This is a genomic window from Mesorhizobium sp. M0136, assembly GCF_040322515.1.
Lineage (GTDB): Bacteria > Pseudomonadota > Alphaproteobacteria > Rhizobiales > Rhizobiaceae > Mesorhizobium.
Window position 1 is genome coordinate 1 of sequence record NZ_JAMYTP010000015.1, and the last position, 23,211, is coordinate 23,211.

Here is a 23,211-nt window from a genome sequence, read left to right on the forward strand (position 1 = left end):
CTTCAACAGCAGCAATCCTTCAAAACAGAAGCGTCATCCGCAAACCGGTGCACCAAATGCCGCGTCAGCGGCTTCGTTCAATCCCCTTCGATTCCGTCAAATCAGGAACCGCTCTAGTATCGGCAATTCCTCGGAATATGCACGCGCCGCCAGCTCGACGAACCCTCCCTGACCACCACCCGGCGAGCCACTGTCTGATATGACGCCGGAATGTCGATGATGCGCCGCTGCTCCGGCCGCACCAGAACCTCTTCGGCGACGCTCTCGTATTCGGCGGGGAGGACAACGCGCCGCCGGCGTTCCGGCTCAACCACGACGATTTCGGCCACGCGTTCATAGCGCGCCTTGTGCCTGACCTTGCACAGCACCTTGCGGCCATTGATGATGCGCCATTCCCAGGAATAGCCGCCGTCAGCAACCCTCACCGAGCGGTAGATGATGCGGGTGATGGCGGGCACGATCTCGTAGCTGACGCGCGCCGGCGCGATCTGCACCACGCGCTCGCGCGTTCCGTAGATTGGCGCCTCGTATTCCACCTGCTGGCCGGCTGGGCTGACGAGCACGTCCTCATAGACCGTGTCGTAGACGGCCGGCCTGTTGACCTGCTCGTAGCATTCGACCGCGCGTCCGCCGGCAGCCGTTTCGGACGCCATGCCGAGAACGGTAATGCCGGTGAGGGCCAAGGAAGCAGCTTTCCTGATCATCGCACTCCCCCTGTTTGAACTGCATGAAGCGAGTTCAACGTTGAATTGTAGGGTAAGCCGTGGCTGGAAAAAGCGGTTTCACCACTTTTCGTTAAGCGATGCGGTTAAGAAAACGCTAAACGCCGGCCAGGCATGAGCGACCTTCCGACGGCAGGAGAGGGCTGCCGGCACGGCGACGGGCGAAACTTGCTTTGGAAACCTTGATTCGACTTAACCGGATGGCTAGGAGAGGCGGCCTTGCGCTAGGGTGAGCCGGCATCCTATTTACACAATAACGATCCAGAACCGATTCTGCCCGATTGCAAATCTCCGGCGCCGGAATCCCATCCTCAAAAAGGGATAGTCCATGAAGAACCCCGTCGAAACCTACATGAACCTCGTTCCGATGGTGGTCGAACAGACCAATCGCGGCGAGCGGGCCTACGACATTTTCTCGCGGCTCCTCAAGGAGCGCATCATTTTCATCACCGGCCCGGTCGAGGACGGCATGGCGACGCTGGTCTGCGCGCAACTGCTGTTCCTCGAAGCGGAGAATCCGAAGAAAGAAATCAACCTCTATATCAACTCGCCCGGCGGCGTCGTCACCTCCGGCATGGCGATCTACGATACCATGCAGTTCATCAAGCCCGCCGTGTCGACGCTCTGCATCGGCCAGGCCGCATCGATGGGTTCGCTGCTCCTGACTGCCGGCCACAAGGACATGCGCTTTGCTACGCCGAATGCCCGCATCATGGTCCACCAGCCTTCCGGCGGCTTCCAGGGCCAGGCCTCCGACATCGAGCGCCATGCCCAGGATATCATCAAGCTGAAGCGCCGCCTCAACGAGGTTTACGTCAAGCACACCGGCAAGAGCTACGATGAGATTGAAAGAACGCTCGACCGTGACCATTTCATGACTGCCGACGAGGCCAGGGATTTCGGTCTCATCGACAAGGTCATTTCGTCACGTGAGCCGGTCGAAGGTATTGCCTTATAGTCCCGCGGTGGCCCTGCGGTGGCAATGAGTGGCGGGATTACGCGCTTTTGGCGCAGCTTGCGGCATTTCGGCCACAATTGGCTGTTCCCTCGACGGGTGCAATTGCCTACGTTAAGGCTATGTTGATTTTCGACGGCTTAGCTTTGCGTGGGGTTGTTCGAATCATTGCCCCGTTTTCCGATTTGTGTTTCGTACGGAATGCGTTGCGGGAGCCGGGGCACTGGCGGCAGCGGATTCCCGCGATAGATTGAATATGCGCCCTTTCAACCAGACCATCGGCGGGCGGCCATGAAAGGACAGGAAAATGAGCAAGGTCGGCAACAATAGCGGTGATTCCAAGAACACGCTTTATTGCTCGTTTTGCGGCAAAAGCCAGCACGAAGTGCGCAAGCTGATCGCCGGGCCGACGGTGTTCATCTGCGACGAATGCGTCGAACTGTGCATGGACATCATCCGCGAAGAGAACAAGACCTCGATGGTGAAGTCGCGCGAGGGCGTGCCGACACCGCAGGAAATCCTCAAGGTTCTCGACGACTACGTCATCGGCCAGCCCTACGCCAAGCGCGTGCTCTCGGTGGCCGTCCACAACCACTACAAGCGCCTCGCCCATGCCGGCAAGAACAACGACGTCGAACTGGCGAAGTCGAACATCCTGCTGATCGGCCCGACCGGCTGCGGCAAGACGCTGCTGGCGCAGACGCTGGCCCGCATCATCGACGTCCCCTTCACCATGGCCGACGCGACGACGCTGACCGAAGCCGGTTATGTCGGCGAGGACGTCGAGAACATCATCCTGAAGCTGTTGCAGTCGGCCGACTACAATGTCGAGCGCGCCCAGCGCGGCATCGTCTATATCGACGAGATCGACAAGATCTCGCGCAAGTCGGACAACCCCTCGATCACCCGTGACGTTTCGGGCGAGGGCGTGCAGCAGGCACTTTTGAAGATCATGGAAGGCACTGTCGCCTCCGTGCCGCCGCAGGGCGGCAGAAAGCATCCGCAGCAGGAATTTCTGCAGGTCGACACCGCCAACATCCTATTTATCTGCGGCGGCGCTTTCGCCGGGCTGGACAAGATCATCTCGGATCGCGGCAGGAAGACCTCGATCGGTTTCGGCGCTATCGTCGCTTCGCCCGAGGATCGCCGCACCGGCGATGTTTTCCGCCTGGTCGAGCCTGAGGACCTCTTGAAGTTTGGCCTCATTCCTGAGTTCGTCGGCCGTCTGCCTGTCTTGGCGACGCTGGAGGATCTCGACGAGCCGGCACTGATCCAAATCCTGACCGAGCCGAAGAACGCGTTGGTCAAGCAGTATCAGCGGCTGTTCGAGATGGAAAATGTCGACTTGACCTTCCACGAGAACGCGCTCTCGGCGATCGCCAAGCGCGCAATCGAGCGCAAGACCGGCGCACGCGGCCTGCGTTCGATCATGGAAGCGATCCTGCTCGACACCATGTTCGAACTGCCGGCACTGGAAGGCGTGCGCGAAGTGGTTATTTCGGAAGAGGTGGTGTCAGGCAACGCCAGGCCGCTCTACATCTATTCCGAGCAGAAGGAAAAGAAGGGCAACGTCAGCGCCTGACGTGAGCCGGCAATGGATTTTTCTGAAACGGCGCCGCAGGGCGCCGTTTTGCTGTCGCACACCGGTTACGGCGCCGCGTGCTGGGTGCGGATTGGAGGTACGGACCGTGTTGACCCTTGATCTTTACCCTCAGTGCCTCCAACTAGAGGCAGAAGGCCGTGGTGCCGAATTCTGTGCTGTAAAACTCCCGTCACAAACGGTGGTAGGCGGAACGATCCCCGGTCGTTAATATGAGATTCGCGGTTGGCCGATTGGCGGCCGCGACATGAAAGGTTGGACAATGGCCAAATTATCCAAGGCTCCCAGCGACGGCGTCTTCGCAGTCCTCCCACTGCGCGACATCGTGGTGTTCCCGCACATGATCGTTCCGCTCTTTGTCGGGCGTGAAAAGTCGATCAAGGCGCTGGAAGAAGTGATGGGTCAGGAAAGGCAGATCCTGCTCGCGACCCAGATGAATGCCGCCGACGACGATCCGGAGCCCGATGCCATCTTTGACATCGGCACGCTCGCCAATGTGCTGCAATTGCTGAAACTGCCGGACGGCACCGTGAAGGTGCTGGTCGAAGGTGCCTCGCGTGCGAAAATCGTCGCGTTCACCGACCGTCCCGACTTCCATGAAGCCCGTGCTGCGGCGCTGGTCGAACCGGATGAGGAAGAGGTCGAGGTCGAGGCGCTGGCGCGTTCCGTGGTCACCGACTTCGAGAACTACGTCAAGCTGAACAAGAAGATCTCGCCCGAAGTGGTGGGTGCCGCCAGCCAGATCGACGACTATTCCAAGCTCGCCGACACGGTCGCTTCGCATCTTGCCATCAAGATCCCCGAGAAGCAGGAGATGCTTGCCACGCTGTCCGTCAAGGAACGGCTGGAAAAGGCGATGGGCTTCATGGAAGCCGAAATCTCGGTGCTGCAGGTCGAGAAGCGCATCCGCTCGCGCGTCAAGCGCCAGATGGAGAAGACACAGCGCGAATACTACCTCAACGAGCAGATGAAGGCGATCCAGAAGGAGCTCGGCGAGGGCGAGGACGGCCGCGACGAGGCCGCCGAGATCGAGGCGCGTATCAAGAAGACCAAGCTTTCCAAGGAGGCCCGCGAAAAGGCGGAAGCCGAACTGAAGAAGCTGCGGACGATGTCGCCGATGTCGGCTGAATCGACCGTGGTGCGCAACTATCTCGACTGGCTGCTCTCGATCCCATGGGGCAGGAACTCCAAGGTCAAGCAGGATCTGGCCTTTGCCCAGAACGTGCTCGATACGGATCATTTCGGCCTCGACAAGGTCAAGGACCGCATCGTCGAATACCTCGCCGTGCAGAGCCGCCAGAAGAAGCTGAAGGGGCCGATCCTGTGCCTCGTCGGACCTCCCGGTGTCGGCAAGACCTCGCTCGGCAAGTCGATCGCCAAGGCGACCGGTCGCGAGTTCATCCGCATGGCGCTGGGCGGCGTGCGCGACGAGGCCGAGATCCGCGGTCACCGGCGCACCTACATCGGCTCGATGCCCGGCAAGGTCATCCAGTCGATGAAGAAGGCGAAGAAATCCAATCCGCTCTTCCTGCTCGACGAGATCGACAAGATGGGCCAGGATTTCCGCGGCGATCCGTCATCGGCTTTGCTCGAGGTGCTCGATCCCGAGCAGAACTCGACGTTCATGGACCATTACCTCGAGGTCGAATACGACCTGTCGAGCGTGATGTTCGTGACGACGGCGAACACGCTGAACATCCCTGCGCCCTTGATGGACCGCATGGAGATCATCCGTATCGCCGGTTACACCGAGGACGAGAAGATCGAAATCGCCAAGCGTCACCTGATGCCCAAGGTGATCCGCGACCACGCGTTGCAGCCGAAGGAGTTCTCCGTCGGCGAGGACGCGATCCGCGGCATCATCCAGACCTACACCCGTGAAGCGGGCGTCAGGAGCCTGGAGCGCGAGCTGATGAAGCTCGGGCGCAAGGCGGTGACCGAGATCCTGAAGACGAAGAAGAAGACGATCAACATCACGGCGGACAATCTTGCCGATTACCTTGGTGTTCCGCGCTTCCGCTTCGGCCAGGTTGAGAGCGACGATCAGGTCGGCGTGGTCACCGGGCTCGCCTGGACGGAAGTCGGCGGCGAGCTGTTGACGGTGGAAGGCGTCATGATGCCCGGCAAGGGCCGCATGACCGTGACCGGCAATCTGCGCGATGTGATGAAGGAATCGATCTCGGCGGCGGCCTCTTACGTCCGCTCGCGGGCCATCGATTTCGGCGTCGAGCCGCCGCTGTTCGACAAGCGCGATATCCACGTCCACGTGCCGGAGGGCGCAACCCCGAAGGACGGACCGTCGGCTGGCGTGGCGATGGCAACGGCAATCGTTTCGGTGCTGACCGGTATCCCGGTCAGGGCCGATGTGGCGATGACCGGCGAGATCACGCTGCGCGGAAGGGTGCTGCCGATCGGCGGCCTTAAGGAAAAGCTGCTTGCCGCACTGCGCGGCGGCATCAAGAAGGTGCTGATCCCGGAAGAGAACGCCAAGGATCTGGCGGAGATTCCGGAAAACGTGAAGAGCGGCATGGAAATCATTCCGGTCTCACGCGTCGGTGAAGTGTTGCGCCATGCGCTGGTGCGTATGCCGGAACCGATCCAGTGGGTCGAACCCGTTAATGCGCCGGCCGTGGTCGATGTCGCAGACGAAGCTGGTAAATCGCTGGCGCATTAGCGCTTGCTAAAGTTGCAATGCACAAAGAGAGAGCCGGGCCTTGAGCCCGGCTTTTTCATGTGAAGAACCGCAGATTTCCGGGCTTTTTTCAACTTTCTTGGCGCTTTTCGACTTGGTTGCCGGGGCGCTTCTTTCTAAAGTCCGTTTCCTGCCGGATGAGTCGAGTGTTCCGGTTTTCTCATGGAAGGGAATTTTTATGAACAAGAACGAACTGGTATCCGCTGTCGCCGATGCCGCGAGTATTTCGAAGGGTGACGCGCAGTCGGCGGTTGATGCGGTGTTTTCCGTCATCACCGGCGAACTGAAAAAGGGCGGCGATGTCCGGCTTGTCGGCTTCGGAAATTTCACCGTGTCAAAACGCGCCGCGTCGACCGGCCGCAATCCGCAGACCGGTGCGGAAGTGAAGATCCCGGCGCGCACCGTGCCGAAGTTCTCGGCCGGCAAGGGCCTCAAGGACGCGGTCAACTAAGCGCCTCCTTAAGTCTTTCAGAGAAAAGAAGAACCGGCATATCCGGTTTTTCTTTTCTGCTGGAAAAGGCGGCGCTACGCCGTCGGCGCGTCCGTGCGCATCAAGCCTTCTTTCTTGAGATCGGCCCACAGCGCCGATGGCAGCTTCGCGTCGAGCAGCGAGCGATTGCTTTCGACTTCGCCAGGCCGCTGGCCGCCGGGGATTACCGAGACGACGGAAGGATGCAGCAGCGGGAACTGCAGCGCCGCCTCGATCAGGCGCGCGCCGTGGCGCTTGCAGACGGCCTCGATACGGGTGACGCGGTCGATGATGTCCTGCGGCGCCTCCGAATAGTTGTAGTAGGCGCCGGGCTTCGGCCCGGTTGCCAGGATGCCGGAATTGTAAGGCCCGCCGAGAACGATGCCGATGCCGCGTTGCTGGCATAGCGGCAGGAAAGACTGCAGCGCCTCCTGCTCCAGCAGCGTGTAGCGCCCGGCAAGCAGGAACAGATCGAAATCGCCGCGCTCGGCCAGCGTCTGGGCAACCTGCCACTCGTTGATGCCGCCGCCGAACGCCTTGATCACGCCCTGGTCGCGCAATGCCAGCAATCCATAGTAGCCGGAACTCATGAATTCCTGGATGCGCTGGTCCGAGGCTTCCTTGCTGCCATGCGTGAAGATGTCGACATCGTGCACGAAGAGGATGTCGATGCGGTCGACACCGAGCCGTTCCAGCGAGGCCTCGAAGGAGCGCATGATACCGTCATAGCTATAGTCGTAGACCTCGCGGCGCGAAGGGGTGTCGAAGAATTTGCCGATGCCGGTGCGCTGATCCGGCGGACAGGCGCGCATGATGCGTCCGACTTTACTGGACAGCACGTAGTCGTCGCGCTTCTTCGAACGCAGGAACGGATTGAGCCGCGTTTCGGCTAGGCCTAGCCCATAAAGCGGCGCGGTGTCGAAGTAGCGGCAGCCGACCCGCCATGCCGCCTCCAGCGTGGCATTGGCATCCTCGTCTGAGACGGCGCGGTAGAGATTGCCGAGCGGCGCGGTGCCGAAGCCGAGCTCGGTGAAGATGATGCCGCCATTGCCGATGCGGTCGAAATGCCGTGTCTTCATATACAGTCGTTTCCTCATTTGCGATTTGCCGTGACACTATCACGGCTGTGGCACATCAAAAGCACTGCGTGTCGTTGGACACCGATTTTCGCGGTGATAGCATGAATGAAAACAAGCTGTTCGGGGCCGATGTGACTGACATATTCAAGTGGTTCTCCGGCAACTGCAAGCTGGTGCAAATGTCATGAGGGACGCCGGCGAAAACCTGTTTGGGATTGCGCTGAACGAGCTTGGTACCGTTCTGGAACGTATCGACGAAAGCCGCATCGACGCCGCTTGCGCCATCTTGGCGGGCGCGAGAAAGATCGTCACCTATGGCTGCGGCCGCGAGGCGCTGCAGGTCAAGGGTTTTGCCATGCGGCTCTATCACCTCGGTCTGCCGGTTTCGGTTGTCGGCGATATGACGACGCCGCCGCTGGGCGCGGGCGATGTCTTCCTCGCCAGTTCCGGCCCGGGCGGGACCTCGACGGTGCTGACTTTGATGCGGGTAGCGCGCGAGGCCGGTGCCACAGTCCTGCTGCTCACCGCGCAAGCCGACAGCACTGCCGCGAAGCTGGCCGACTTCACACTGCTTATCCCGGCTCAGACCATGGCCGACGACCAAGGCCCGGAAAAGACGTCCGTGCTGCCGATGGGCTCGGTCTTCGAAGGCGCGCTGTTCGTTCTCTTCGAAGTGATGGTGTTGAAGCTCCGGGACCTGACCGGCGTCTCGCCTGAAGCGATGCGCGCCCGCCACACCAATATGGAGTAGTTGTCATGCGGTACGAATTGATGCTGCCGCACCAGATCCGCAAGGCGATCGTCGAGAACCGGCCGGTCGTGTTGCCGCTCGGTGTGCTTGAATATCATGGCGAGCACATGGCCGTCGGCATGGACACGCTGGCGGTGATCAAGAGCCTGGAGCTGTTCGAAAAAGAAGCCGAGATCGTCATTCTGCCGCCCTTCTATTACGGCGCGGCGAGCTATGCGGTTGCAGCACCGGAGGGCAGTGGTTCGGTGCAGGTCGGCGGCAATGTGCTGGCGCCATTTGCGGAAGAATTGTTCTACAGCCTGCTGCGTATCGGCTTCCGCAACATCCACGCCATCATTCACCACCAGACCGAAAATTTTGCTGCCGGCATGCCAACCGATCTCGCCTTCAAGGCCGCCGGCCGGCAGGCGATCTTCCGCTTCCTGGAGAAAGAACGTGGCGAAGGCTGGTGGGGCTCTGCGGCGATGGCCGACTATTATGCCGAGCACGCCGAGGGCAGCAATTTCTTCAACTGGGTGCAGGTGCATCCGCTGATGCCGGCTTCAATGCACACCCAATACCCGTTTGACCATGCCGGCATCGGCGAGACGTCGCTGATGCTGGCCTTGTGCCCGGAAGCGGTCGATGCCGACCGCTCCGCCGACAACACCGGCTGGTACACAGCAAGTGCTTCCGAAGCCTCGGCCGAATTGGGGCAAAAAGGGATCGCCATGATCCTCGATCATTTGCGGGCAATCCTTTCGGGTTAGCGCGGTTTTCCCTCTCCCCTTGTTGTTCCCTTGTTGTGGAAGAAGGGAAGGCTGGCGCAGTTATTTCACCGCGCCCGCCGTCATGCCCATGATCAGGTAACGCTCGAGCGCGATGCCGATAACGGCGAGCGGTGTGATGGCCGCGGTGGCGAGCGCCGCCATCGACCACCAGTTGATGCCTTGTGAGCCGGTCTGGCTCGCCACCATGACAGGGATGGTTTTGGCGTCGGTCGAGGTCAGAAGCGCGGCGAAGAAATACTCGTTCCAGCACAGCACCATTGCAAGGATGAAGGCCGCGACCATCCCCGGCAGCGCGATCGGCATGACGATGCGCAAGAAAGCGCCCCAGATCGACAGGCCGTCGACGAGTGCTGCTTCCTCCAGTTCTACGGGAATGGAATTGAACTGGTCGCGCATGATCCAGATGACGATCGGCAGCACCATCAGCGTGTAGAGCAGGATCAGCCCGACGCGTGTGTCGAGCAGGCCGACTTCCCGGTAGAGCACGAGAAAGGGCAAGGCCAGTACCACCGGCGGCAGGATCAGCTGCGACAGGAAGAAGAAGGAGATGTCCTCGTTCCTGAACCAGGCGAACTTGTAACGATAGCGGGTCAGCCCGTAGGCGGCGAGGCTGCCAATGACGATCGCCAGGCTCGAGGCGCCGACCGAAGTGATGACCGAATTCATGAAGCGCTTGATAAATTCGTCGCGAACCGTCGACGTCCGAAAGATCGAGTCTGGAGAGAGGCCGAGTGACCGCCAGCCTTTCCAGTCGGGCTGGAAGTCGACGAACGGAATCAAATGGCCCTGGGTGACGTCGACCGCGGTCTTGAACGAAGTGGTTATCGTCCAATAGATCGGGAACAGACAGATGAAGGCCCAGAAGATGAGCGCGCCGTAGATGAACACGCGATTGGCGACGAAGCTCGCCGGCGAGCGAATTTCGGAAGCGGCATAGTCCGTGGTCTGAACGCTCATCTTGCCGGCCCGATCAGTTGACGTTGCGCACGAAGCGGCTGGCGAATTTCAGCAGCCAGGTCACGAACACGATGATGATGATCAAATAGGCCATCGCCAGCATCGTGCCGTAGCCGACATTCGATCGATCGCGATATTCGCGGTAGATGAAGCTCGACACTGAATCGGTAGCGCCGCCCGGGCCGCCGGAGGTGACGGTGATGATGATATCGGCGAGCTTCAGCTTGAAGATGATGCGCAGGATGACTGCCGTCACCGACACCGGCAGCATCAGCGGGAAGGTGACCTGCCAGAAGGTCTGCCATGGAGTGGCGCCATCGACACGCGCCGCCTCGAGCACTTCGCGCGACATCGCCTGCAGGCCGGCGAGCAGCATGATCATCATGAACGGGATGAAGGTCCAGGCGTCGAGCACCATGATCGAGATGCGGGCGGTGATCGGGTTGGAGAAGAAGGCCGGGTTTTCCCAGCCGAGATGGCGCGCCAGCGTCGCGGCCGGCCCGAAGCGGTATTCCATCAGCGACTTGCCGATCATCCACGACACCGCGACCGGCGACAGCATCAGGGGCATGAGAAAGACGACGCGGAAGAATTTTCGTGCCCTAATCTGCGCGTTGAGCAGCAGCGCCAGGCCGAAGGCGATGACATATTCGACGAACACCGCCAGCACGTAGAGCACCATGTTGAACAGCGCGTTGCGATAGTAGGCGTCGTTCAGCATCTGCCAGAAATTGTCGAGCCCGTTGAACTGCCGTCCGCTGAAGGAACTGAGGTTCCAATCGGTCAGCGCGATGTAGAAGCCGAACAATGTCGGGAAGATCACCATGGCAATGGTGAACAGCAGCGCCGGCAGCAGGAACAGCGCGCGCTGGCCGTCCTCGCCGCGCGTCAGCACCTGGCCGATGCCGAGTGCGACACCCCACAGCACATAGGCGTAGACCACCGGCCGCCAGGTCTCGAAGCCGATAGCGTCGACATCGCTTTTATAAAGGATCTGCAGCGCGATCACCGCCAGAAGGCCGAGCGTTGCAGCGGCCCTCAGCGCCCAGCCAAGCCGTTTGCGGCTCCGCGATATCAGGTCGGATGGCACGGCGCCTGCCGGCCATTCACTTGTCGACAAAGTCTGGTCAGCCAGGGTCCGGTCAGCCACGCGTCTTGCCCGTTCACAGGAGGCTCGATGACCGGCCGAGCCGGTCGAGGCCAAGTCGGTCAAGCGGAGGTCCGGCGGCTGTGCGCCGCCGAACCAGGTTCACGATCTCAGCCTACATGCCGAGCGAGGCCTTGTAGAGCTTGATCTGGTTGTCACGGCCGATCTGGTCGGTCAGCTTCTCCCAGGCGGCTGCGATGGCGTCGGCGCCTTCCTGCGCCTTCATCTTGCCGGCAAAAGTGTTGGCCAAAATGTCCTCGGCGGCGCTGTAGTACTGGAAGATGCCGGGGATGCGTGGCTCGATCGCGGCGTTGGGATGGTTGTAGCTGTCGGCTTCCGACTTCAGATACGAGGTGATGAACGCCTCGTCGTAGCCCGCCGCCACCCATTCCGGAATGTTGAAATGCGAGTTGCGGTAGGGCTGGAAACCCGACGGATAGGCCGCGCACCAGAGCGACAGGTCCTTGCCGCCGAGATGAGCAGCGGCCGACCAGGCGGCCTTCTTCTTCTTTTCGTCGCTGTCGACGCGCGCCATGACGTAGACGCCCCAGCCGAGATAGGCGCAGTTCGGCGCATGGTTCGGGCCGCTGGCGAGCTTGTCCCACTGGCCGGTCTTGGAGTTGTAGACATCGTCCGAGCCCGGCAGGATCGAGAAGCCGGTGACGTCGCCGACGACCGAGGAGTCGTTGGTCTTGACGTTCGAACCAACGTCGCCCCACCAGGTGACCATCGAACCGGTGCCTGCCAGGAATTGCTGGAAGGCGGTGGTGTTCGGGTCGGCGTTGATCTGGTCGGCAGGCTCGGAAGGCAGCGCATCGATGACGTCCTGGATCGCCCGCACCCATGCCGGATTGTTGATGCGCGGCTTCATCGTGTCGGCGTCGAACAGCCAGGCCTTGTCGTCGGGATGCTTGGCATAGGCGCTGGCGCGGCTGCCGAGGAAGTAGAAGCCGAAGCCGCCCCAGGGCTTCGGCGCGTCGAGATAGCCAAAGACGTCCTGGCCCTTCACCTGCTTGCCCTTGAGGAACTTGGTCACCGCCTGCACCTGCTGCCAAGTCTTCGGCACGCCCCATTCGCCTTCACCGCCGCCGTCCTTCCAAGCCTTGGCGAGGTCGGCATCGGCGAACACGTCGGTGCGATAGTTGAAATTATGAGCATCGCCGTCGACGGTGACGCGGTACTGCTTGCCCTCCCAGGTGCCGACTGGCGGCTGCAGATAGGCCACGACGTCCTTCATGTCGATCTGGTCCTTGACCCAGTCCGGCATTTCGGAGGTGAGACCCTTACCGCAGACGTCGCCTTCGAACGGTGCTCCCATTTCGATGATGTCGAAATCGACGGTGCCTGTCGCGATCGACTGCTGCAGGCGGGCGTTGTAGTCAGCCTGCGCCAGGTCGATCCAGTTGATCTTGGCGCCGGTATAGGTCTCCCACGGCTTCAGGAAGCCGCGAAACAGCACATTGTGCAGGTTCTGGTTGTTGAGGCCCATGAAGGTGAGTTCAACGCCGGCGAATTCGCCTTCCTTGACATTGGCCTTGGTGGCTCCCAGGCAAAGCTCGCCGACCTGCTGGAAATCGGCATCGGTCGGCTGACCCTTGCCGACGCCCGGAATCTGCAGGATCTGCGCACGCAGGTCATCAGCGGCCGCGGCCGGGCGCATCAGGGCGCCAAGCCCGGCGCCAGACGCCGCGGCGAGGGCGGCCATGCTGGCCGCTCCCTTCAGCACGTCGCGGCGGGTGGCCCCGGCGCGGACAAGTTGGTTATAAAGGCTGACTTTCATCTCGTTCCTCCCAGAAGGTCAATCGTGAATTTGGTTCAGATGATGGAGCGCCGATTATGTTCCCCAACGACAGCGACTCCCGTAAATAGCGGCCCGAATTCTCCCTCCCGCGACGCTTGGCATTCAGTACCGGACAAGCGTACCGGTGCGCCCGAACAGGGTCATAAGCCGGACACTGTCACTATTCGCACAACGAAGTGCGGTGTCAACGTGAATGGGTTTTTTATCTATAAGAGACCGACTTGCCCTCGCCGTTTGCGTTGTTTAGCTTCACGGCAACCAAAGGGGGAATGATGGCTCAAGTCGCGATCCGCAATGTGGCCAAGGCGTTCGGAACCGTCAAGGTTCTGCACGATGTCAGCGTCGACATCGCTGACGGGCAGTTCGTGGTGCTGGTCGGGCCTTCCGGCTGCGGCAAGTCCACGTTGCTGAGGATGGTAGCGGGGCTGGAAACGGTCTCCGGCGGCACCATCGCCATCGGCGAGCGTGTCGTCAACCATTTGCCGCCGGCCAAGCGCGACATTGCCATGGTGTTCCAGAACTACGCGCTCTATCCGCACAAGACGGTCGAGCAGAACATGGCCTTTGCTCTCAAGCTGCGCAAAACAGACCCGGCGGTGGTCACTGAGCGGGTCAAGCGGGCCGCCGATATCCTCGACCTCAATCCCTATCTCAAGCGCTATCCGCGCCAGCTCTCGGGCGGCCAGCGCCAGCGCGTCGCCATGGGCCGCGCCATCGTGCGCAACCCGCAGGTGTTCCTGTTCGACGAGCCGCTCTCCAATCTCGATGCCAAGCTGCGTGTCCAGATGCGCACGGAGATCAAGGAACTGCACCAACGACTGAAGACCACCACCATCTACGTCACCCACGACCAGATCGAGGCCATGACCATGGCCGACAAGATTGTGGTGATGCGCGACGGTCGCATCGAGCAGGTCGGCGCGCCGCTGGAGTTGTTCGACCGGCCCGCCAACCTGTTTGTCGCCGGCTTCATCGGCTCGCCCTCGATGAACCTGCTCAAGGGCGTCGTGCGCAAGGGCGACAAGCCCGTCGTCGAGATCGCCGGGACGCCGTTCCCGATTGCTGCCAAGAGTGCCGTGGAAGATGGCCGCAATGTCGTCTACGGCGTGCGGCCCGAGCATCTCGAAATCCATCCAGATGGTGTTCCGGCGAAGATTTCGGTGGTCGAGCCGACCGGTTCCGAGACTTTGGTGTTCCTGCGCTTCGGCGAAGGCGAGATGGTGGCGCTGTTCCGTGAGCGCCACGACTTCAAGCCGGGCGACACACTGCACCTGAAACCGCGGCTCGACCAGGTGCATCTCTTCGACGCAGAGACCGGAAAGCGTCTCTGATTTCGCCCCAGCAAACTTCGCGAGGAATACCATGCTCAAAGGAATCAATCCCCTGCTCAATGCCGATGTGCTGCAGGCGCTGCGGGCAATGGGACACGGCGACGATCTGATTATCGCCGACACCAATTTCCCGTCCGATTCGGTGGCGCGCCAGACCGTGCTTGGCCGGCTGCTGCGCATCGATGCGTCGGCGGCCGACGTGGTCAAGGCGGTACTGTCGCTCTATCCGCTGGACACCTTCGTCGACGACGCGGCCGCGCGCATGGAGATCGTCGGCAAGCCGGACGACATTCCCGCCGTGCAGCAGGAAGTGCAAAAAGAGATCGATGCCGCCGAGGGCAAGGCCTGGCCGATGATCTCGGTCGAGCGCTACGCCTTCTACGAACGCGCCAAGAAGGCCTATTGCGTCATCCAGACCGGCGAGCGCCGCTTCTATGGCTGTTTTGCCTTCCGCAAGGGCGTCGTGCCACCGGATGCGGAGTAGGGGCATGCCGGCGAAACCGATCGTCATGAAGCCGGTTGTCATATTGGGCGTCTTCGTCGCCGACACGGCCTACCGCGCCGCCCGCCAGCCGCGGATGGGCGAGACGATCCTGGGCACGTCCTTCACGCTCGGCCCCGGCGGCAAGGGCTCGAACCAGGCGGTGGCAGCCGGCCGGCTCGGCGCCGATGTCACCTTCCTTACCCGCCTCGGCGTCGATCCCTTTGCCGATATGGCGAGACAGACCTGGTCGCATGCCGGCGTGAAGAGCGCCGTCATCGACACGCCGGAAAGCTACACCGGTGCCGCCTATATCTTCATCGAGGAGACGAGCGGCAACAACGCGATCATCGTCAGCCCCGGTGCGGCGATGCTGATCTCGCCCGCCGATATCGAGGCAAATGCCGGCCTGATCCGCGCGGCCGGCGTCTTCGTCACCCAGCTTGAGCAGCCGATCGAGGCGGCGATGCGGGCGCTGGAGATCGCGCGCGGGGCAGGGGTGACCACCATTCTCAACCCGGCGCCGGCGGCCAAGCTTCCGGACCGCATCTATACACTTTGCGACTATGTGACGCCGAACGAGACTGAGGCCGAGGAACTGACCGGCATCAAGGTGTCCTCCATCGACGATGCCCGCCGTGCCGCCGACAGTCTGCTGGGGAAAGGCGTGGGCGCTGTCATCGTGACGCTCGGCGAAAAGGGCGCGCTGCTGCACACGGCCGACCGTTCCGAGCATGTCGCAGCGGTCGCCGCCGGCCCGGTCATCGAGACCACCGGCGCGGGCGACGCCTTCAATGGCGGCCTGGCCGCAGCGCTGTCGAGCGGGATCGAACCCCTGCAGGCGGTGCGCTTCGCCTGCGCCGTCGCAGGCATTTCGGTGACGCGCCCGGGCACCGCGCCGTCCATGCCGACGCTGCAGGAGGTTGAGGCGGTGCTCGCCAAGGGGTGAAGCCCGGCGCTGCGGGATGAGACTGTGAGCGGGAGCGAATGGGTAAGACCCGGCTCTTGTCCGGGAAGCTATTGTCTTCTGGCTTGACCACAAACAGGCGGGCAGGTCGATGGATGAGGATCAATGCCAGAATTCGAAAGGAATGGACCTGGACTGGGTCACGAAAGAAGATGATTTTTGACAAATCAACGTCGACATTTCCCCGACATCAAGGGCACGTGGCCCTAAGGAGAAATGGCGCGAGTGACGGGGCTCGAACCCGCGACCTCCGGCGTGACAGGCCGGCACTCTAACCAACTGAGCTACACCCGCGCATGGACGAGCACGTGTCAGCCGTGTTCGTCGTTGGGGCGGTGGATAAGGGGTAAGCCACCGGGTGTCAAGCGGACCCGGACAGCATAACAGCAAACAGGAGAAGGTTTTTTGACAAGCCGAACTTTGTTGCCGAAGCCGGCTCCCGGCCAAGCCACTGGCCGTTCATTTGTCCTTGCGAAGCCGGTCCTAACTGCTTAAAGGTCCGGCCCGGAGCGGGCGATTAGCTCAGTTGGTAGAGCGCTTCGTTTACACCGAAGATGTCGGCGGTTCGAGCCCGTCATCGCCCACCACTTTCCATCGACGTGTTCATTCAGGCATTGTCTTTTTGCAATGTCCGGTTCACACGCCTGCGCTGTCAGAAAATCGTCCAACTGGCGGTTGGTAGACGCAACTATCTGGCATCCCTTATCATTTCTGCTTGATCGCCCCGCCGCATCGGAAAGACGCGGCGGGCTTCTTCGTTGCCAGGCACTGGTCTTCGCGATAATGTTGGCATGGTTTGGAGGTCGGAGCGTGAAAGAATTCCCTCGGAAGCCCGACAATAACCAAGTGGCACGTGCTCGTCAGGCCACTGAACACGGAACCGCGCTGATTGAAGAGCTTCGCTACACGATCGCCCTATCGCGTCGGCTGATCGAGGCGTCACATTCACTGGTGAAGAGGTCGCAGAGCCAGGGCGGGCCTCTCGAGAGTGATGGTATCGAGATTGGCTAACAGGCACGTGGTCTGTCGACGCTAAGGTCCCCGTAGTGCACATGGACCCTTCGATACTGAGTTGTCCCGGCAAACAAACCAGCGATCTACGCAACTAGTGGTTTCGTGGTTGTGCGGTATCTCCGCTCCCAACCGCTTCACAGTCCGGGGTGGGCGCATAAACAGTAGGACTTTGGTCTGATCGAACTGCCTTTCCCGTGGGACCTAAGTCTGATCTGCTGGCTACCTGGGTGGCAAACGATTGCCGAAAGATAAAACTTACAGTAATTTAAGGGAGCACAAAAGAAAGCTAAAATCTTACTTGCATATGAGCATGGGCGGGCGCGAAAATATTCCTGGATGGCTTGCGAGTCATCTTGCGGATGATGCGGTGATCGCAGGAGATCTCGCCGATAAGATATCTAAGGAGGCTGAAGGAAACCGGCTTCCAGGCGAACGGGTTGTGGAGACAACCCGTAGCGCAGAAGACACCTTCAAGAAGGAAAAAGGCGAACCGTATCGCCGCGCCACGATTGCGGGAATCTTGGCCAGCGGCTCATTCCTCGCGCTGTTGGTGTTAGCGATCTATCTGCTTTATGTGTTCTCGATCGTGGCCGGGGAAACGGTCGCGAATGTTCCCCTGCCGCCCACAGTGAACTAGTAGCCGCTCCGCCAACACTCTTCGTTCCCGCTGCAAAGGTGTTCACACGGGGTAACTGGCTGCTGCAGAACGGCAGCATTGTACTTCCATCGGCCTCCCGGTTCTTTGTAACTTGGGCGATTGGCTTGTCGCAGATCAGCCTGCAATCACCGGAGCGTGAGCAATCAGTTTCGCCACATAAACACAACGCTTCGAATCAGCGTCCTGCACCACCTCAAATCCAATCGCCTTATAGAACTTCAGCGCACCATCGTTCTCCGGCATGACTTCGAGGTGAATGCCGGTCGAGCCGCTCGCGGCAAGGCGCTGCTCGAGGAAGGCCATCGCGCGCCTGCCGATGCCTTTCCCGCGCGCTTGCGGCAACAGGTCGATATGGCCATGCGACGGGTAGGCCGCCAGCGCAGGCGAAACAGCGAAATCGGGATGATGGACCCGGTGCCGCGCCCAATCGCTGCCGCGCCAGCGCGAGCTGTCGGGTCCCGGGTCTGCAACGCGCCGCTGCAGCTCCGGGTACCAGTCTGATGCCAGGCTGGCATTGAAAGCGGCTGTTTCGGCTGCGCCAAGCAGATAGCCGGCCGCACCTCTCGGGCTATCGATAATAAAGGCCAGATCGGGTTCGAGGGCCTGGTAGGGAATGGTGTAGAGCAGGCCGAGCAGGTCCGGGTCGTCCTGTCGGCCGCTGGCGTCCTTGCCAGCATCGCCGGTCTTGAGACAGATCATCGCAAGTGCCGGATGATCGGCGGCGGTCGCCCGGCGCAGGAAGAAACCGCCGCCGAAATCGAGGATCATGGCGGCAGCAGCCGGAAATCCTTGCCCTCGGGCAAAAGCTGCCCGCCGTCGACGATGATGGTCGTGCCGGTGATGTAGCCGGCGTCATCCGAGGCCAGGAACAGGAAGGCATTGGCCACATCGCGTGGGCTGCCGAGACGGCCGAGCGGGATGGCGTCTTCCATGTTCTTGATGAAGGCCGTACCGCGATGCTGCTCTATGCCTTCGGTGAGGATGTTGCCGGGCTCGACGCCGTTCACGGTGATGCCGTACGCCGAGAATTCGAGAGCCGCCGAACGGATGAGGCCGTTGATGCCGGCCTTGGTCGCCGAATAGTGGCCATGACCGGGGCTGGTGACGTGCGGGCCGGTGATGGAGGAGGTGAACAGCATGCGGCCAAAATGCTGTGCCTTCATCGGCACCAGCGCCGCGCGTGCGGCGATGAAGCTGCCACGCAAGTTCACCGCCATGACCCGGTCCCAATCGTCGGGACTCGTGTTTTCCAGCAATTGCCAGGGATAGATTCCGGCATTCTGCACCATGATGTCGAGCCGGCCGTGACGGTCGAGCGCCAGTGCAACAGCAGCCTCGGCATCGGCCATCTGCGAGATGTCGGTGCGAATGAAGGCGGCGCCAAGCTCGTCCGCAGTCGCTTGCCCGGCCTCAACCTCGGTATCGGCCAGGACCAGCTTCGCGCCCTCCTCGGCAAAGCGCTGTGCGATCGCCTTGCCGATCCCGCGTGCGCTTCCGACGATCAGCGCGACCTTATCTTCCAGACGGCCGGTCATGCCAGCCTCTGGCGAATGGTCTGCTTGAATGCGTCGAGCAGCACGGCGGCGAGCACCAGCAGGCCGTGGATCACCTGGGTGAAGTTGGCCGGCAGGCCCATCAAATTGATCGCCGTGTTGATGGCCGAGAGCAGCAGCACGCCGGCATAGACGCCGGGCAAGGTGCCGACGCCGCCCTTCAGGCTGACGCCGCCGATGACGACCGCGGCGAAGGCATTGAACAACAGGCCGACGCCGAGATTGGCGGTTGCGCCGGAGGTGCGGATTGCCAGCAGCCAGCCAGCAAGACCGGCAATGGCGCCGGCGAGAACGAAGGCTATGACCAAGTTGCGGTTGACGCGGATGCCGGCGCGAAAGGTCGCAGTCTCGTTGCCGCCGATCATGACCAGGTGCCGGCCGAAGGGCGTCTTGGCCATGATCAGCGAGAAGACGATGAAACAGGCGATGGCGATCCAGGCGGTCAGCGGCAGGCCGCCCAGGCGCTGGATGGCGAACCAGCGGATTGCCGGCGCAAGGTCCTGTGCCGAGCGGCCGCCGGAAATGACCAGCACCAGGCCGCGCACCCAGATGTAGGAGGCCAGCGTGATGATGAAGGCACTCATCTTTACCTTCACCACCAGGTAGCCGTTGATGACGCCGATGAGGCCGCCGACGGCAAGCGCGATGAGCAGCGAAACCGGAACCATCAGCCATTGCGGCTGCAACTGGATGCCAAGGCCGATGCCCGACGAGCAGAACAGAATGCCGACCGCCATGGCGCTGAGCGCCGCCACCGATTCGACAGACAGGTCCATATGGCCGGCGATGATGACCAGCGCCAAGCCGATCGACATGACGCCGAGCACGCTCGACGCCTCGATGATGTTCGCGAAAATGCCGAGCTGAAAATAGTTCGGGATAAGGATGGAAAAGACCACCAGCACGAAGACCAGCATGAACCAGACGAGATTGTCGAGGATGAACTCGAGGGTTTGGCGCGTGCGGGGGTTCATCTCAGGATCCGGTTGGCGCCGACCCCGAAAAACCACCCGGTTTTCGGACTATCAGGCGCGGTTGAAAATTGCTGCAGCATTCCCTTGCGCGTCCGTTCGAACGCACCGGAGCTGCAGGGCAGGGCTCCGGGCCGGCATGGCCCGGAGCTTCTGGCGAGTTTGCTATTCGACTGGCTTTATGGTTTCGGTCGGCGGCTTCATGTTGCCCCAGAAGGCCGGGTTATCGACATTTTCCTTGGTGATCGCAGCGCCGGGGATTTTGATGTTCGGCCCCCACGCTTCCTTGGTCAGGGTCGATTCCAGGCCAAGCACGTCATATTCGCCTGGCTTGATCTCCTGCTTGTTGACCACCTTGTCCATGAACATCGCGACCGCCGCAGCCTGGGCGTAGAGCGGCTGCTCGACTTCGACATTGAGCCAGCCCTTGCGGATCAGGTCGAGGCCGACCGGAGCGCCGTTCGAGCTCATCAGCATGACGTCGCCCGGTTTCTTGCCGGCGGCCTCGAGCGAGGCGACGGCGGCGACCGAAAGATGCGCGGCGTGGCTGAAGATCAGGTCGATGTCGGGGTTGGCGAGCATCTGGTCGGCAACGATGGTGCCCGCGTTACTGGCCTCCCATTGCATGGCCGGCAGCGAGATGATCTTGACGTCCGGGAACGCCTTCATCTTCTCCTCGAAACCCTTCTGGATGTCGAGCGTGTAAGGGTCGCCCGGATCGCCGAGCACCTGCAGGATCTTGCCCTTCACCGAGCCGTTCTTCGTGGTCAGCAGCTTTTGCGCCTGATCGGCGGCGACGTAGCCGATCTCGACGGTTCCGGCCACCGAGGTGAAGTCGGACGGGGTCGAGGTTATCTGGCGGTCGAACTCGACGACCGGGATGCCGGCGGCACGGGCCGCCTCGACCGACGGCTTCAGCGCATTGAAATCGACGGCGGCAAGGATGATCGCCGCCGGCTTCAGCGCGATGACGTCGTTCATTTGCGATTGCTGAGCGTCGGTCTTATTGTCGGCGTTCAGCGTCTTCATCTCGTAGCCGACCTGCTTCAGGAACAGTTCCAGCGCGCTCACCGAGCCGGTCTGGAACTCATCGAGCAATGTCGGCACCATGTAGTAGACGGTGCCCTTCGACTGAGCGAATGCCGGCGTGAGCGTGGCAAAGGCCAGTGCCAGGATACCGAAGACGGAAAGAAGTATTTTCTTCATGTCGTTCGCTCCTCTTGCGCCGGACCCCTCATTTGTCCCTCAGTTCGCCGGTCCGGCACCGGCGAGCGTCTCTCCGGTGATCATGTTGATCACCGCATCGGGACTTGTTTTGTTGCGTGCGACGTCGCCAGCCACTACACCTTGCCGGATCACCACGATCCGGTCGGCGACCTGGAAGGCCTGTTGCATGATATGGGTGATGATGACGACGCCGATGCCCTGGCTCGCCACCTGGCGGATCATGTCGAGGCCGCGCCGCGTCTGCTCGACGCCGAGCGCCGCGAACGGCTCGTCGAGAAGCACCAGCTTGCCGCCAAAATGCACGAACCGATTGAGCTCGATGGCCTGCCGCTGGCCGCCGGAAAGATGCTCGACATTGGTGCGAAGCGAGGGAATGCGGGTGCCGGCGCTGGCCAGTGCCCTTTGTACCACCTGCTCCATCGCGCGCTCGTCGAGTACCGGAATGCCGAGAACCTTCCTGGTGATCTCGCGGCCCATGAAGAAATTGGCGACCACGTCGACGTTGGTGCAAAGCGACAGGTCCTGGTAGACCGTCTCGATCCCAGCGGCCTTGGCCTCGGCGGGAGATTTGGCCAGGAATTCCTTGCCTTCGAACAGCATGCGGCCGGAGGTCGGCTCGAGGCCGCCGGCAATGATCTTGACCAGCGTCGATTTGCCGGCGCCGTTGTCGCCCAGAAGCGCCACCACTTCGCCCTTGCCGATCGAAAAGCTGATGCCTTTCAGCGCTTCGATAGCGCCGTAATTCTTGGCGACGTTGTCGAGCACCAGCAGCGGTTCACTCATGCCGCGATCCCCTTGTTATGCAAGAGATCCCGACCGCGTTCGCGTTCGGCGGTGAAGATCTGGCCGAAGCGCGGCGAAAGCACCCCCGAAACGGCAAGTGCGGCGGCGCCGCGCAACACCGCATGCTGGCCGCCGCGTGCGACGCTGACGCGGGGCGTCGTGCGATCGCTTCGCGCCGAGACCGAGTTGGGCAGGTGCGCGGCCGCGCCGGCAAGCCTTTCGAGCAGGTCGGTGGATGCCAGTCCGCCGAGGATGATGGTTTCGGGGTCGAACAGGTTTTCGATGATGGTGACGGCGTTGCGGAATATCGGCGCAATCTCGCTCACCCACTCGGCGTCGGCGATTTTGCGGCGCCGCAGCGCCTCGAGCGAGAGATACCGTTCGAGGCAGCCGCGATTGCCGCACGGGCACGGCTCGCCGCCCGGCACAGCAGGAATGTGGCCGATCTCGCCGGCATTTCCCCAGGCGCCGCGCAATGCGGCCCCATCATGCACCATGACGCCGCCGAGGCCGACACCGAAATAGAGATAGTAATATTCGGAATATGCCGTCCCGAGGCCGTAGAGGCGCTCGCCGATAGCCGCCGCCGCCATGTCGGTTTCGAAAAAGGCCGGCAGCCCGGTTGAGGCGGCCAGCCGCTCGCGTAGCGCCACATCCTTCCAGCCGGTCATGGTGGTCGGCCCCACAAAGCTCATGGACTCCACGCCGAACGGTCCGGGCAGCGCCATGCCGATGCCGAGAACGCGGCCACCGGGCCGCAATGCCGTCAATTCGAGCACCATGGCGCCGATCAGGTCGAAAGCGTGGTCGGGCGTTGCATTTGGGGCTTCGCGGTAGGTGCTCTCGATAACATCGCCGCTTAGGTTGATCAGGGCGGCATTGATGCCCAGCGGGGTGACGTGGATGCCGACTGCATAGCCGCCTTCCGGATTGATGCGCAGCGTCGCCGGTGGCAGGCCGCGCCCCTTGGGCTCTTCGCGCAGCGACAACACGTAACCGTGCTCTTCCAGCTCGCGAACGATGGTCGACACCGTCTGCACGGTGAGCCCGACGCGTCTTGCAATGTCGCCGCGGGCAATCGGTCCGTGAAGGCGGATGGATTCGAGCACGATGCGCCGATTATACGGCCGCCCGAACTCCTGATTGGTTCCCCGCAGTGCCATGCCTTGTGCCCCCGAGAGAGGCTAGACTGGCACTGAAGATTTATTCAGTCAAATGGAATTCAAAAATAAAATTGACAGCCCGTGCAGAGCGAACCTGGCGGATGGCCGCTCAGAGGCATG

At 61.6% G+C, this 23,211-nt stretch carries 21 protein-coding genes and 2 tRNA genes; 11 read left to right on the forward strand and 12 right to left on the reverse strand.

Features of this window, described 5'->3' with window-relative positions:
• Nucleotides 1–113 precede the first annotated feature (113 nt).
• Complete coding sequence (locus NKJ35_RS18690; RefSeq protein WP_352649080.1) at nucleotides 114–704, reverse strand: hypothetical protein; 591 nt, start codon at nucleotides 702–704, stop codon at nucleotides 114–116.
• Between the two features lie 346 nt (nucleotides 705–1,050).
• Here NKJ35_RS18690 and NKJ35_RS18695 point away from each other — a divergent pair, with 346 nt between their 5' ends.
• From NKJ35_RS18695 to NKJ35_RS18710, 4 genes are all read left to right on the forward strand, one after another.
• Complete coding sequence (locus tag NKJ35_RS18695) at nucleotides 1,051–1,680, forward strand: ATP-dependent Clp protease proteolytic subunit (protein WP_254817601.1); 630 nt, start codon at nucleotides 1,051–1,053, stop codon at nucleotides 1,678–1,680.
• A gap of 304 nt (nucleotides 1,681–1,984) precedes the next feature.
• Nucleotides 1,985–3,259: an ATP-dependent Clp protease ATP-binding subunit ClpX gene (clpX, locus tag NKJ35_RS18700; RefSeq protein ID WP_006332719.1), complete on the forward strand. Its 1,275-nt coding sequence runs from the start codon at nucleotides 1,985–1,987 to the stop codon at nucleotides 3,257–3,259.
• 280 nt (nucleotides 3,260–3,539) lie between these two features.
• A complete protein-coding gene (lon, locus tag NKJ35_RS18705) occupies nucleotides 3,540–5,951 on the forward strand; it encodes an endopeptidase La (protein ID WP_254817728.1) in 2,412 nt (803 codons plus the stop codon).
• Nucleotides 5,952–6,147: 196 nt separating this feature from the next.
• Nucleotides 6,148–6,420: an HU family DNA-binding protein gene (locus NKJ35_RS18710; RefSeq protein WP_006201846.1), complete on the forward strand. Its 273-nt coding sequence runs from the start codon at nucleotides 6,148–6,150 to the stop codon at nucleotides 6,418–6,420.
• A 74-nt stretch (nucleotides 6,421–6,494) separates the two neighbouring features.
• Here NKJ35_RS18710 and NKJ35_RS18715 read toward each other — a convergent pair whose 3' ends face one another.
• Nucleotides 6,495–7,517, reverse strand: coding sequence for an aldo/keto reductase (locus NKJ35_RS18715; protein WP_352649083.1), 1,023 nt, complete (start codon nucleotides 7,515–7,517; stop codon nucleotides 6,495–6,497).
• A gap of 184 nt (nucleotides 7,518–7,701) precedes the next feature.
• Between NKJ35_RS18715 and hxlB the strand changes: the two genes are divergently transcribed.
• Entirely contained in the window at nucleotides 7,702–8,268 is a 567-nt protein-coding gene (hxlB, locus tag NKJ35_RS18720; RefSeq protein ID WP_352649085.1) for a 6-phospho-3-hexuloisomerase, read from the forward strand.
• A 5-nt stretch (nucleotides 8,269–8,273) separates the two neighbouring features.
• Nucleotides 8,274–9,017, forward strand: coding sequence for a creatininase family protein (locus NKJ35_RS18725; protein ID WP_352649087.1), 744 nt, complete (start codon nucleotides 8,274–8,276; stop codon nucleotides 9,015–9,017).
• Between the two features lie 60 nt (nucleotides 9,018–9,077).
• Here the strand turns inward: NKJ35_RS18725 and NKJ35_RS18730 are convergent, their stop codons facing one another.
• The 3 genes from NKJ35_RS18730 to NKJ35_RS18740 all read right to left on the reverse strand — a co-directional run bounded on the left by NKJ35_RS18730 (nucleotide 9,078) and on the right by NKJ35_RS18740 (nucleotide 12,922).
• Nucleotides 9,078–9,995: a carbohydrate ABC transporter permease gene (locus NKJ35_RS18730; RefSeq protein ID WP_352649089.1), complete on the reverse strand. Its 918-nt coding sequence runs from the start codon at nucleotides 9,993–9,995 to the stop codon at nucleotides 9,078–9,080.
• Nucleotides 9,996–10,008: 13 nt separating this feature from the next.
• Nucleotides 10,009–11,130 (reverse strand): carbohydrate ABC transporter permease, encoded by a 1,122-nt coding sequence (locus NKJ35_RS18735; RefSeq protein ID WP_352649235.1) that lies wholly within the window; start codon nucleotides 11,128–11,130, stop codon nucleotides 10,009–10,011.
• Nucleotides 11,131–11,257: 127 nt separating this feature from the next.
• Nucleotides 11,258–12,922, reverse strand: a complete 1,665-nt coding sequence (locus tag NKJ35_RS18740; protein ID WP_352649091.1) for an ABC transporter substrate-binding protein — start codon at nucleotides 12,920–12,922, stop codon at nucleotides 11,258–11,260.
• Between the two features lie 293 nt (nucleotides 12,923–13,215).
• Between NKJ35_RS18740 and NKJ35_RS18745 the strand changes: the two genes are divergently transcribed.
• Genes NKJ35_RS18745 through rbsK form a run of 3 tightly spaced genes read left to right on the forward strand, consistent with a single transcriptional unit; the run spans nucleotide 13,216 to nucleotide 15,704 of the window.
• A complete protein-coding gene (locus NKJ35_RS18745) occupies nucleotides 13,216–14,274 on the forward strand; it encodes an ABC transporter ATP-binding protein (protein ID WP_254817606.1) in 1,059 nt (352 codons plus the stop codon).
• A 31-nt stretch (nucleotides 14,275–14,305) separates the two neighbouring features.
• Nucleotides 14,306–14,758 (forward strand): RbsD/FucU family protein, encoded by a 453-nt coding sequence (locus NKJ35_RS18750; RefSeq protein ID WP_023674665.1) that lies wholly within the window; start codon nucleotides 14,306–14,308, stop codon nucleotides 14,756–14,758.
• Nucleotides 14,759–14,762: 4 nt separating this feature from the next.
• The gene (gene rbsK, locus NKJ35_RS18755; RefSeq protein ID WP_352649093.1) at nucleotides 14,763–15,704 is read left to right on the forward strand and encodes a ribokinase; all 942 of its coding nucleotides are present in this window, start codon (nucleotides 14,763–14,765) and stop codon (nucleotides 15,702–15,704) included.
• Nucleotides 15,705–15,939: 235 nt separating this feature from the next.
• Here rbsK and NKJ35_RS18760 read toward each other — a convergent pair.
• Nucleotides 15,940–16,016 (reverse strand) — tRNA-Asp (locus NKJ35_RS18760).
• A 217-nt stretch (nucleotides 16,017–16,233) separates the two neighbouring features.
• On the opposite strand from NKJ35_RS18760, the gene NKJ35_RS18765 reads away from it, so the two are divergent.
• Both NKJ35_RS18765 and NKJ35_RS18770 read left to right on the forward strand, forming a co-directional pair.
• Nucleotides 16,234–16,309, forward strand: a tRNA-Val gene (locus NKJ35_RS18765).
• A gap of 665 nt (nucleotides 16,310–16,974) precedes the next feature.
• On the forward strand, nucleotides 16,975–17,373 hold the full coding sequence (locus NKJ35_RS18770) for a hypothetical protein (RefSeq protein ID WP_352649095.1): 399 nt from the start codon (nucleotides 16,975–16,977) through the stop codon (nucleotides 17,371–17,373).
• A 135-nt stretch (nucleotides 17,374–17,508) separates the two neighbouring features.
• Here NKJ35_RS18770 and NKJ35_RS18775 read toward each other — a convergent pair whose 3' ends face one another.
• The 6 genes from NKJ35_RS18775 to NKJ35_RS18800 form a co-directional block, all read right to left on the reverse strand.
• Nucleotides 17,509–18,162 (reverse strand): GNAT family N-acetyltransferase, encoded by a 654-nt coding sequence (locus tag NKJ35_RS18775; protein WP_352649097.1) that lies wholly within the window; start codon nucleotides 18,160–18,162, stop codon nucleotides 17,509–17,511.
• Nucleotides 18,159–18,929 carry an SDR family oxidoreductase gene (locus tag NKJ35_RS18780; RefSeq protein ID WP_352649099.1) on the reverse strand — a complete coding sequence of 257 codons (771 nt, stop codon included), beginning with the start codon at nucleotides 18,927–18,929 and terminating at the stop codon, nucleotides 18,159–18,161. Before NKJ35_RS18780 ends, NKJ35_RS18775 begins: the two co-directional genes overlap by 4 nt.
• Nucleotides 18,926–19,921 (reverse strand): ABC transporter permease, encoded by a 996-nt coding sequence (locus NKJ35_RS18785; RefSeq protein ID WP_254817612.1) that lies wholly within the window; start codon nucleotides 19,919–19,921, stop codon nucleotides 18,926–18,928. Before NKJ35_RS18785 ends, NKJ35_RS18780 begins: the two co-directional genes overlap by 4 nt.
• A 162-nt stretch (nucleotides 19,922–20,083) precedes the next feature.
• Entirely contained in the window at nucleotides 20,084–21,124 is a 1,041-nt protein-coding gene (locus tag NKJ35_RS18790) for a sugar ABC transporter substrate-binding protein (RefSeq protein WP_352649101.1), read from the reverse strand.
• Between the two features lie 39 nt (nucleotides 21,125–21,163).
• Nucleotides 21,164–21,928 carry an ATP-binding cassette domain-containing protein gene (locus NKJ35_RS18795; protein ID WP_254817614.1) on the reverse strand — a complete coding sequence of 255 codons (765 nt, stop codon included), beginning with the start codon at nucleotides 21,926–21,928 and terminating at the stop codon, nucleotides 21,164–21,166.
• Nucleotides 21,925–23,091 (reverse strand): ROK family transcriptional regulator, encoded by a 1,167-nt coding sequence (locus NKJ35_RS18800; RefSeq protein ID WP_352506457.1) that lies wholly within the window; start codon nucleotides 23,089–23,091, stop codon nucleotides 21,925–21,927. Before NKJ35_RS18800 ends, NKJ35_RS18795 begins: the two co-directional genes overlap by 4 nt.
• Nucleotides 23,092–23,211: the final 120 nt, after the last annotated feature.

What these genes read in the sequence shown, in the direction of transcription:
- NKJ35_RS18690 (WP_352649080.1), bottom strand. Translation starts at nt 704, where the DNA reads ATGATCAGGAAAGCTGCTTCCTTGGCCCTCACCGGCATTACCGTTCTC.
- NKJ35_RS18695 (WP_254817601.1), top strand. Translation starts at nt 1,051, where the DNA reads ATGAAGAACCCCGTCGAAACCTACATGAACCTCGTTCCGATGGTGGTC.
- clpX (WP_006332719.1), top strand. Translation starts at nt 1,985, where the DNA reads ATGAGCAAGGTCGGCAACAATAGCGGTGATTCCAAGAACACGCTTTAT.
- lon (WP_254817728.1), top strand. Translation starts at nt 3,540, where the DNA reads ATGGCCAAATTATCCAAGGCTCCCAGCGACGGCGTCTTCGCAGTCCTC.
- NKJ35_RS18710 (WP_006201846.1), top strand. Translation starts at nt 6,148, where the DNA reads ATGAACAAGAACGAACTGGTATCCGCTGTCGCCGATGCCGCGAGTATT.
- NKJ35_RS18715 (WP_352649083.1), bottom strand. Translation starts at nt 7,517, where the DNA reads ATGAAGACACGGCATTTCGACCGCATCGGCAATGGCGGCATCATCTTC.
- hxlB (WP_352649085.1), top strand. Translation starts at nt 7,702, where the DNA reads ATGAGGGACGCCGGCGAAAACCTGTTTGGGATTGCGCTGAACGAGCTT.
- NKJ35_RS18725 (WP_352649087.1), top strand. Translation starts at nt 8,274, where the DNA reads ATGCGGTACGAATTGATGCTGCCGCACCAGATCCGCAAGGCGATCGTC.
- NKJ35_RS18730 (WP_352649089.1), bottom strand. Translation starts at nt 9,995, where the DNA reads ATGAGCGTTCAGACCACGGACTATGCCGCTTCCGAAATTCGCTCGCCG.
- NKJ35_RS18740 (WP_352649091.1), bottom strand. Translation starts at nt 12,922, where the DNA reads ATGAAAGTCAGCCTTTATAACCAACTTGTCCGCGCCGGGGCCACCCGC.
- NKJ35_RS18745 (WP_254817606.1), top strand. Translation starts at nt 13,216, where the DNA reads ATGGCTCAAGTCGCGATCCGCAATGTGGCCAAGGCGTTCGGAACCGTC.
- NKJ35_RS18750 (WP_023674665.1), top strand. Translation starts at nt 14,306, where the DNA reads ATGCTCAAAGGAATCAATCCCCTGCTCAATGCCGATGTGCTGCAGGCG.
- rbsK (WP_352649093.1), top strand. Translation starts at nt 14,763, where the DNA reads ATGCCGGCGAAACCGATCGTCATGAAGCCGGTTGTCATATTGGGCGTC.
- NKJ35_RS18775 (WP_352649097.1), bottom strand. Translation starts at nt 18,162, where the DNA reads ATGATCCTCGATTTCGGCGGCGGTTTCTTCCTGCGCCGGGCGACCGCC.
- NKJ35_RS18780 (WP_352649099.1), bottom strand. Translation starts at nt 18,929, where the DNA reads ATGACCGGCCGTCTGGAAGATAAGGTCGCGCTGATCGTCGGAAGCGCA.
- NKJ35_RS18785 (WP_254817612.1), bottom strand. Translation starts at nt 19,921, where the DNA reads ATGAACCCCCGCACGCGCCAAACCCTCGAGTTCATCCTCGACAATCTC.
- NKJ35_RS18790 (WP_352649101.1), bottom strand. Translation starts at nt 21,124, where the DNA reads ATGAAGAAAATACTTCTTTCCGTCTTCGGTATCCTGGCACTGGCCTTT.
- NKJ35_RS18795 (WP_254817614.1), bottom strand. Translation starts at nt 21,928, where the DNA reads ATGAGTGAACCGCTGCTGGTGCTCGACAACGTCGCCAAGAATTACGGC.
- NKJ35_RS18800 (WP_352506457.1), bottom strand. Translation starts at nt 23,091, where the DNA reads ATGGCACTGCGGGGAACCAATCAGGAGTTCGGGCGGCCGTATAATCGG.